3 protein-coding genes and 1 tRNA gene are annotated in these 6,041 nt (G+C 70.1%); 1 reads left to right on the top strand and 3 read right to left on the bottom strand.

Going from position 1 to position 6,041, the window contains the following annotated elements; all coding sequences use genetic code 11:
• Positions 1-31: 31 nt before the first annotated feature.
• The 3 genes from ACWC9R_RS15990 to ACWC9R_RS16000 form a co-directional block, all read right to left on the bottom strand.
• The gene (locus ACWC9R_RS15990) at positions 32-1,882 is read right to left on the bottom strand and encodes a sel1 repeat family protein (protein WP_450732041.1); all 1,851 of its coding nucleotides are present in this window, start codon (positions 1,880-1,882) and stop codon (positions 32-34) included.
• A gap of 208 nt (positions 1,883-2,090) precedes the next feature.
• Positions 2,091-2,164, bottom strand: a tRNA-Met gene (locus ACWC9R_RS15995).
• A gap of 109 nt (positions 2,165-2,273) precedes the next feature.
• Entirely contained in the window at positions 2,274-5,084 is a 2,811-nt protein-coding gene (locus tag ACWC9R_RS16000; protein ID WP_450732043.1) for a UPF0182 family membrane protein, read from the bottom strand.
• Positions 5,085-5,298: 214 nt separating this feature from the next.
• Here ACWC9R_RS16000 and ACWC9R_RS16005 point away from each other — a divergent pair, with 214 nt between their 5' ends.
• The gene (locus ACWC9R_RS16005) at positions 5,299-5,853 is read left to right on the top strand and encodes a PPA1309 family protein (RefSeq protein WP_450732045.1); all 555 of its coding nucleotides are present in this window, start codon (positions 5,299-5,301) and stop codon (positions 5,851-5,853) included.
• Positions 5,854-6,041 lie beyond the last annotated feature (188 nt).

The raw sequence follows: 6,041 nt of genomic DNA on the forward strand, positions 1-6,041 counted from the left end.
CCCGGAGCGCGGACGGCGTCACCGCCGCCCGCTATGCGCTCAGCTCCTCCTGGAGCGCCGTCCGCAGCCGCGCCGCACGCTCCGCCACCTCCGGCGGCCCCAGCTCCACGGCGCGCGCACACCAGCTCTGCGCCTCCGCGAGCGCTCCACGCCGGGCGGCGAGCAGCGCCAGCCGGAGCGCCGCCCGGCCGTGTCCGGCCTCGGCGGCGCGCTGCCACCACAGGGCGGCCTCCGGAAGGCTGCCCTCACGGGCCAGCAGCAGCCCGAGGTTGAAGGCACCGTTGCGGCTGCCGGCCTCGGCCGCCGCGCGGTACCACTCGGCGGCCTCGACGGTCTCGCCACGAGCCGCCGCGAACATGCCAATCCGGACCTGGGCGCGGCGGTGGCCCTGGCGCGCGGCCCGCTCGTACCACTGCATGCTCTCGTCGTCCGCCGCACGCTCGCTGTCCGCCAGCCCCTCACCCGCGGCCGTCGCCCGGCGGTCGAGGAGATCCGCGAGCCGGAAGGCCGCCTCGGCGCTGCCGCCACCGGCCGCACAGCGCAGATTCCGCTCCGCGTCCTGCAGCTCACCGTCGCGCAGCTGCACGATGGCGACCTGGAGCGCCGCCTCGGTGTGCCCGGCCGCGGCCGCCCGCTCGTACCAGGTGTGCGCCGTACGCTCCGCGCCCCGCCCGGCGAAGAGAATGCCCAAGTTGAACGCGGCATCCACACTGCCCGCCTCGGCCGCCTTGGAGAACCACGGCTCGGCCCCCGAGGCGTCGCCGCGCTGGAGCAGCAGGATGGCCAGCGCGTTGGCGGCCTCGCGGTGCCCGGCGTAGGCGGCCCGGCGGTACCACTGCTCACCGCGCCCCTCCCGGCCCTGCTCGGCACAGAGCAGCCCGATGTTGTAGGCGCCGTTGACGTCCCCGGCGTCGAGCGCGACGCGGTACCAGCGCTCGGCGGTCTGCAGCTCGCCACGGTCGGCGTGCAGCGCACCGAGCGCGTTGGCAGCGTTGCCATCGCCGTCCTGGGCGGCCCGCCGCCACCATTCCGCGGCACTCTCCTCGTCCCCCGCGTCGCGCAGCAGGAAGCCCAGCGCACAGGCGGCGCGCGCCTCCCCGTCCTTGGCGGCGGAGAGGTACCAGCGCCCCGCCTCCTGGACGTCGCCGCGCTCCTCCAGCAGCGCGCCCAGCTGCAGCGCGGCCCGCCGGTGGCCGCGCGCGGCGGCCTGGCGGTACCACTGCTCGGCCTCCTCCTGCTGATTCAGCTCCCCGTACGCGGGCACGGCGCGGTGGTCCGCTTCGTACCCCTCCTCGATGAGCCGGGCGAGGCGGTACGCGGCCTCGCGGTGGCCGCGCTCGGCGGCCGTACGGAACCAGCGCTCCGCGCCGATGTCCCCGCGGTGCTCCAGGAGGTCGGCGAGTGCGTAGGCGCCCAGGCAGTGTCCGGACTCGGCGGACTGGCGCAGCCAGTACTCGGCGGCCGGCTCGTCCCCGCGTTCGCGGTAGTGGCGCCCGAGGGCGTGCGCGGCGGCGGCGGAACCGGCCACGGCGGCGATCCGCCACCAGCCGGCCGCCTCGTCCCCGTAGCCCCGCTGGTGGAGCAGGACGCCCAGGTTGTTGGCCGCGGCGCGGTCACCGGCGGCGGCCGCGGAACGCAGGTGCGGTTCGGCGCCGTCGAGGTCACCGCGGCGCAGCAGCATCGCGCCGAGCGCGCTCATCGCGGCGGTGTCGCCCGCCTCGGCGGCCCGGCGGTGGCCGGACTCGGTCACGGCATCGGACGCCTCGGCGGCCTCGGCAGCCTCCATCGCGTCCATCTGCAGGTCGGATTCGCGCCCGTCGTCGGGCGCATGCACAAACCGGTCCGTCTCCAACAACCTTGCCTTGTCCCCCATAAGCCCCATCGTCGCATCACCTGTAACCCGCGTACACCTGGTATACCGCAGCCAGTGAGGTCACTTCAGCGGTTTGTCGACTTCCCGACACGACGACTTGTCAAACTCAAGCACACACCTTCCCCACATGGGCCGTGCGACCCGGCCTTTCGCCGGTATCCGTCTGAACACACGACGAAGGCCCGGATCGCTGAAGATCCGGGCCTTCGTCTTTCAGTAGCGGGGACAGGATTTGAACCTGCGACCTCTGGGTTATGAGCCCAGCGAGCTACCGAGCTGCTCCACCCCGCGTCGTTGTGTCCACAAGGTATCACGGTGATGGACGGCCCCCGTACCGAAGCGGCCCTGTGGCCGCCGGTTCGCACCGGCGGCCACAGGGCCGGGACAGGGGCCGGCAGGCTCAGCTGCCCGGCTTGCCGCTCTTCTCGGACGCCTTCGCCGCCCGGTCCAGCGCCGCCTTCAGCTTCTTCTGGGCCTCGCCGTAACCGGCCCAGTCGCCCCCGGCACGCGCCTTCTCGCCCTCCTCGTAGGCCTTCTGCGCGTCGGCGAGGGCCTGCTGCACCGTCTGGTCGGACGGTGGCTCGCCGCCGGTGTCGCCGCCACCCGGTGGCTCCTCCGTGCCCGTACTGGGCGCCTTCTTGCCGAAGACCACATCCAGCGCGTCCTTGAGGGAGTCCTCCAGGACGGGCTTGTTGTCGCCGTAGCTCACCAACACCTTCTTCAGGAGCGGGTAATTGGTGTTGGCGCCGCGCAGATACACCGGTTCGACATAGAGCAGTCCGCCGTCCAGTGGAACGGTCAGCAGATTGCCGTACTCGATCTCCGAGTCGCCGAACTTCTTGAGGATGTTGAGCTCATTGGCGATGACCGGATCGGAGTTGAACTTCGACTGCACCAGCTGCGGGCCGGGCACCGGAGTCTCCGACGGCAGCTTCAGCAGCCTTATCTTGCCGTAGTCCGCGCTGGTCGCGTTGGCGTCGACGGCCATGAACGCACCCAGGTTGTCGCGCTTGTTGGGCGTGAAGGTCGTCGTCAGCGAGAACGCGCGGTTCTTCTGGTCCGGCATCTTCATGCTCAGGTAGTACGGCGGGACCGCGTTGCCCGACTTGGTGGTCGGGTCGTTCGGGATCTGCCAGCGCTCGGAGCCGGTGTAGAAGGTGCCGGGGTCCTTGACGTGGTACGTGGTCAGCAGCTGGCGCTGCACCTTGAAGAGGTCCTGCGGGTAGCGCAGGTGCTCCTTGAGCGCCGGGCTTATGGCGCTCTTCTTCTCGACCGTGCCGGGGAACGCCTTCATCCAGGTCTTGAGGACCGGGTCCTTGTCGTCCCACTGGTAGAGCTTCACCGAGCCGTCGTAGGCGTCCACGGTCGCCTTGACGGAGTTACGGATGTAGTTGACCTGGTTCTGCTGGGCCACCACCGCCCGCTGGCCGTCGGTGAGCGAGTCGGCCGTGCTGTCCCCGAGCGTGGTGCGCGAGGCGTACGGATAGCCGTTGCTGGTGGTGTAGGCGTCGACGATCCACTTGATCCGGCCGTTGATGACCGCCGGATAGGCGTCGCCGTCGATGGTCAGCCAGGGCGCCACGGATTCGACGCGCTCCTTGGGCGTGCGGTTGTACAGAATCCGCGAACCGTCGCCGATCGCACCGGAGTAGAGGATCTGCGGCTCCCCGAACGCCACCGCGTACGCGGCGCGGTTGACCGGGTTCCCGAGGTTGACGCCGCTCTTGCCCTGGTAGCTGTAGCTCTTCTCGCCGCTGTCGTCGGAGTAGTCCAGTTCCTTCTGCGGACCGCCGACGATGGAGTACTGCGAGGTCTTCTCGCCGTAGTACACCCGCTGCTGGTAGCGGCCGAGCTGCCCCTTGGCCGGCAGATCCGACTCCGTGTACTTCGGACCGCCGCCCTCGGCGGCCTCCGTCCCCTTGGCGGCGACCGCGCCGTAGCCGTGGGTGTACTTGAAGTGGTCGTTGATCCAGTTGCGCTCGGGGATACCGGCGATGTTCAGCTCACGCAGACCGATGACGGTGTCCCGCTCGGCACCGTCCTTGTCCTTGTAGCGGTCGACGTCCAGGGTGGAGGGGAACTGGTAGTACCCCCGCACCTGCTGCTGTTGCTGGAAGGCCGGCGAGACCACGTTGGGGTCGAGCAGCCGCATGGCGGCCGTGGTGTCGGCGTTGTCGCGCAGCCGCTGGCTGTCCGCCTTGCCGGTGGGCTGGTAGTCGCCCTTGTACGGCGTGACCTCGGAGTCCTGGATGCCGTACGCGTCCCGGGTCGCCTTGATGTTCTGCTTGATGTACGGCGCTTCCTTGGCCTGCTCGTTCGGCTGGACCTGGAACTTCTGCACGATCGCCGGGTACAGCCCGCCGATCAGGACCGCCGAGAGCACCATCAGGCCGAAGCCGATCACCGGCAGCTGCCAGGTCCGCCGCCAGAGGGTGGCGAAGAACAGCACCGCGCAGATCGCCGCGATGAAGAACAGGATCGTCTTCGCCGGGAGATAGGCGTTGGCGTCGACATACCGCAGGCCCGTCCAGTTGTCGGCCGACTTCAGGCCACTGGACTTCACCGCGAGGCCGTACCGGTCGAGCCAGTACGCGATCGCCTTGAGCGAGACGAAGATCCCCAGCAGCACCGACAGATGGCCGGTCGCCGCCGCCGTCGCCCGCGAACCGGGGCTGGTCAGCCGCAGCCCGCCGTAGAGGTAGTGCGTCAGCGCCGCGGCGACCAGGCACAGCACCGCGCAGGCGAAGCCGAAGCTCAACAGGAAGCGGTACCAGGGCAGGTCGAAGGCGTAGAACGCGACGTCCATCCCGAACTGCGGGTCCTTCGTGCCGAACGGGACGCCGTTGACCCACTGCAGCCAGGTGCGCCACTCGCCGGAGGCGGAGGCACCGGCGATCAGGCCGACCACCGCCGTGATCGCGATCAGCGCCCACTTCTTGAACGGCGCGATGCTCATCCGGTAGCGGTCCAGGCTCTGCTGCTCCATGGACATCGCGCTCAGCGGCGGCCGCAGCCGGTGCGCCAGCCAGATGTTGACGCCGACGGCCACCGCCATCACGACGCCGAAGGAGAGGAACAGACCGATCTTGGTCGACAGGGTGGTCGTGAAGACCGAGGAGTACTTGACCGATCGATACCAGAGCCAATCCGTCCAGAACCCTGCAAACATCACGAAGAGCATGGCCAGTACGGCCAGCACACCCAATGTCATGAGCAGGGTCCGGATCCGCCGCGAAGGCCGGCCGACTCTGATCCGTGGCCCTGTCGGGCCTCCGCCGCGGTCCGGCATCTGGAAAGCCAAGGTGCGCACCTCGAAGTTCGCTGTCGTGTGGAGCAGGCCCGGCGATAGTAGGACCCACCGATGCAACTTACGAAGGCTTTACTCAGTTCCCGCTTTCCGGGGTACACAAGGCACGATGTTGAGCATGACTGACCTTCCTGTTGACGGCACCCCCCTCGCCGCCGACCCCCTGACCCGCGCCGTGCTCGAGATCGACGAGTACAGCGCCGGGCTCGGCTGGGATCAGCCGGCCCGACTGTTCGCCCTCGTCGACACCGCCAAGCTGCGCGCACAGGAGCCCTCGCTCGCCGCCCAGCTCGGCATCGACGACTCCACCAGCGCGTCACTGACCCCCGTGGAACAGGACGAGATCCCGGCGGGCGCCCCGCTGGACGAGTTCCTGGCCACCATCGCCTGGCCGGACGCCGTCGCCGGCTGTGCGCTGACCGTCGAGCGGCTGATGCTGCCGCCGTCCGCCGAGGAGTCCGAGCCCGCGGGCATGGACGAGGCGCGGCTCGCCAAGTGGGTCGCCGAGCACCCGGACCGCCAGGAGGTCCGGATGACGGTGGCCGTGCTGCGCGACGGACGCCGTGAGTCGGCGCTGCGGCTGCGCGAGAAGGACTCCACGTCCGAGGTCCTCACCGGCTCGGCGCTGGTGCCGGGCCTCGCGGAGGCACTGGCCGCGACCTTCGAGGCCTGATCACGGCCCGCTGAGGGCCCCGGGCCGGGCGATGCGCGTCCGGTCCCGGGATCTCCCCGGGGCGACTCCGTACTAGGACCTGTCGTCAAACTCCCGCCTGCCCCGCGGCGCCTGGTACGCACGCTCGCCGCGTTGTCGGGTTCGCCCCGATACACCCAGTATCGGGGCGACCCTCCGCCTTGCGATCG

The sequence above is a fragment of the Streptomyces sp. NPDC001219 genome (genome assembly GCF_053597915.1).